Below are 2782 nucleotides of genomic sequence, written 5' to 3' on the forward strand. Positions count from 1 at the left end.
CTTAAGTTCAAAGGCCGTGTTGGGTAAAGGGGGTACTGTCGGCTCCAAGGGGGTCAGGTTCGTAGCGCCGGGGCTGGCAGTCTGGGCGGAGACGGGAATCAAGATTAAACCCAGGGCCAAAAGATAACGCAAAAAATGCATGGTTGGTCTCACGAACTAAACTCCCCAGGAATTAGCTTAGCTCGATCGGGGTCCCGCCGTCCTGTCAGGACTAGGGGGTAGATGGTTTGGCGGGTTGAGGCTTGATGGTCCCGGTAAGGGTCGTGGTGACGGTGACAAGTTTGGCTTTGTCCCCGACTTTGAAACCTTTACCCTGACTAACTACCCCCATGGCAGACCCCGCACTGGTCTCAGTCAGAGTGATGGTCCCAACCGGGCTGGTGATTTGGCGCAATACTTTCCCGGTTTCGGGGTCCTTGACTTCTTTGGTCACCCGCTCGACGCGCATCGTCATACCCGGTTTAAGACCCACCTCACTACCTTTATTGATCGTAATTTCGCGGCCCGTCACATCGGCAATCGTGGCCTGGACTGCCGTATCCAGGAATGTGACTAAGCGGGGAGCCGCTGCAATAAGCTGGGGTGATACTTTGTCTAAAGCAAGGTTGGCAGCGTTACTCAAGAGACTGTCGCTCACATTAGCACTGGAACCGCCGCCGATTCCCATGACGGAGACACTACCATCACTCTGCGCTTGGTCAGCCTCGCCCTCAGCCGTTGCCAGGATCTCCCCGGTGGAGGTGCTGACCATCCGGGCACTAACTTGGACGACAGCCTTGGTTTCTTTGGTCGTTGTACTGATCCCGAAGAGACCAAAACCGCCCCCAGACTGTCGTTCTTCGATGTTGAATTTGTTGATAGAACCAATAATAAGCGCGTCTACACCCAGGAGTCGGCCCAACTGCGCCTCGGTCCCTGGCTGAATCCGTCCTCCCTGGGCTAGGTTTTGTTCCTGCAACAATTGATTGAGCTTGGTGCGCTCTAGCACAATGTAGGTCCCGTCCTTGACCAGTTTATCTACCAAAAAATTACTCACTGCCCGCCCTGCTCCATTCCCCGCAAAGGAGACCACATAAGGGTTACTAAGACTACTGAAGTCAAAATCCAGGACAGCAATGCGCCTACGGGTGGCTTCGCCCTGGGCAAATAGCGTCGGGGTTAGGGAAAATAAACATAACCATGTAGCAACGAGAGTCCGGCGCAACATGAACAACTCCCAAAATTTGAGTCAATAATACCCCATCCACTGCTTACCAACCGGGTAGGAGTGAGCGTTGGCATTAAGGACAGATGGCGTGGATGGTCAATTGACAGTCTAGGAGCTTGTAACCATACTCTTGGGCCTGTTTGGACCCGACTTGGAGAATCGAGCTACTCTTAAATTCAATGGTTTTATTACACTTCACACAGACTAAGTGGTGATGGTGGTTGGGATAGGGCTGATTCAACTCATAGTGCTTGTGACCCTCCGCTAACTCTAGTTGCCGCAAAATTCCCATCCGGGCCAAGAGTTTCAGCGTACGATAAACCGTAGAAAGGCTGATGTCCTGCTCTAAACCCACCAATTGCTCATGGAGATCCTCCGCACTCAAGTGGTTGCCCTGGGGTAACTCCTGGAAAATCTTGAGGATTACTTCGCGCTGGGGCGTGAGCCGCCAACCTTTGGCGTTCAGTTCAGCCTTGAGGGCGGACGGAGAGTACAGAGTGTTCATGCTATTCGCAATTGGGTCGCCTTATTGATAAGGATAGCCGATAATTTAGGGGAAGTAAGTATTGAAAATTTATCGCAAATAGCCCCGTACAATTGGAAAACTGATTATGCCCTAGACCGTGAACCAGAGCACTATTGGTCAGATCGCCCTACCGATGGGGGGTTCAGTCCAACTCCAGCAACTTGAATTCGGACGGGGCAGCCAGATCTTGAGTGTGGTCAGTGGCTTGCACGGCGATGAGTACAACGGGTTGGGGGCGTGTGCGCGGCTTGCTCGGTTTTTGCGACAAGTGGAGACCCAGCAAACGCCCTATCGGTTGGTGGGGCGGGTCCGGTTATTCTCTGCCAGCAATGCCTTGGCTCTAGTGACGGGGGAGCGCAACTGGCCGGTGGACCAGACGGATTTAAACCGACTTTTTCCGGGGTATGTGGCGGGGGAGGCGACCCAGCGGCTGGCCCATTTTATCTATGAGGCGGTCCGGTCCTCTCGGCTATGCGTAGCCGTCCACAGTGGTCACGAGTTGGTGGAGTGGCCCCAAGCGCGTTCTTTTCAGGACTACCCTACGGGGAACCAAGCCCTAGCGACGGGTTTACCCCTGAGTTGGGTACAGCCACGGGAGGACCTGCGCCAGGGGAGCCTAGAAAAAACTCTGCAACAACAGGGCGTGGACTGTCTGCTGCTGACGGGGGGGCAAGCCCAACAGTTAGACCCAGGGATGGCTGAACAGTTGCAGGCGGGCATGGTACGGTTGGCCCTGCACCTGGGTATCCTGCACGGCCCTCTATTACCGCCTGTCCACCCGCCCCGCCAAGTCCGCCAAGTCCAGGTGTGTTTGGCTGAACGAGCGGGGTTATGGCTGCCTAGTGTGCGCCCTGGGGACCTACTCCTGGTGCAGCAATCGCTCGGGGAGGTGGTAGACCCCTTGACGGGCGAGCTTTTGCAACTGGTCAGTACCAAGACCAGTGGCTATGTGATGAGTCTGCACATACGCCCCCTCGTCACCCAGGGTTCACTATTGGTCCGTGTGGCGGTAGTTTAAATTTTGGCGGTCAAACTTTCACTACCCTTTC

At 54.9% G+C, this 2782-nt stretch carries 3 protein-coding genes; 1 reads left to right on the plus strand and 2 read right to left on the minus strand.

The window, feature by feature from the left end:
- Positions 1-211: 211 nt before the first annotated feature.
- Entirely contained in the window at positions 212-1207 is a 996-nt protein-coding gene (locus HFM78_RS12675; RefSeq protein WP_287129814.1) for a CsgG/HfaB family protein, read from the minus strand.
- A gap of 73 nt (positions 1208-1280) precedes the next feature.
- Positions 1281-1712 (minus strand): Fur family transcriptional regulator, encoded by a 432-nt coding sequence (locus HFM78_RS12680; RefSeq protein ID WP_287129815.1) that lies wholly within the window; start codon positions 1710-1712, stop codon positions 1281-1283.
- A gap of 118 nt (positions 1713-1830) precedes the next feature.
- On the opposite strand from HFM78_RS12680, the gene HFM78_RS12685 reads away from it, so the two are divergent.
- A complete protein-coding gene (locus HFM78_RS12685) occupies positions 1831-2751 on the plus strand; it encodes a succinylglutamate desuccinylase/aspartoacylase family protein (protein WP_287129816.1) in 921 nt (306 codons plus the stop codon).
- Positions 2752-2782: the final 31 nt, after the last annotated feature.

Source organism: Candidatus Cyanaurora vandensis (genome assembly GCF_013285555.1).
GTDB lineage: Bacteria > Cyanobacteriota > Cyanobacteriia > Gloeobacterales > Anthocerotibacteraceae > Cyanaurora > Cyanaurora vandensis.

Bases quoted from the DNA above. Each gene is read 5' to 3' on its own strand.
- HFM78_RS12675 (WP_287129814.1), bottom strand. From the start codon at position 1,207: ATGTTGCGCCGGACTCTCGTTGCTACATGGTTATGTTTATTTTCCCTA.
- HFM78_RS12680 (WP_287129815.1), bottom strand. From the start codon at position 1,712: ATGAACACTCTGTACTCTCCGTCCGCCCTCAAGGCTGAACTGAACGCC.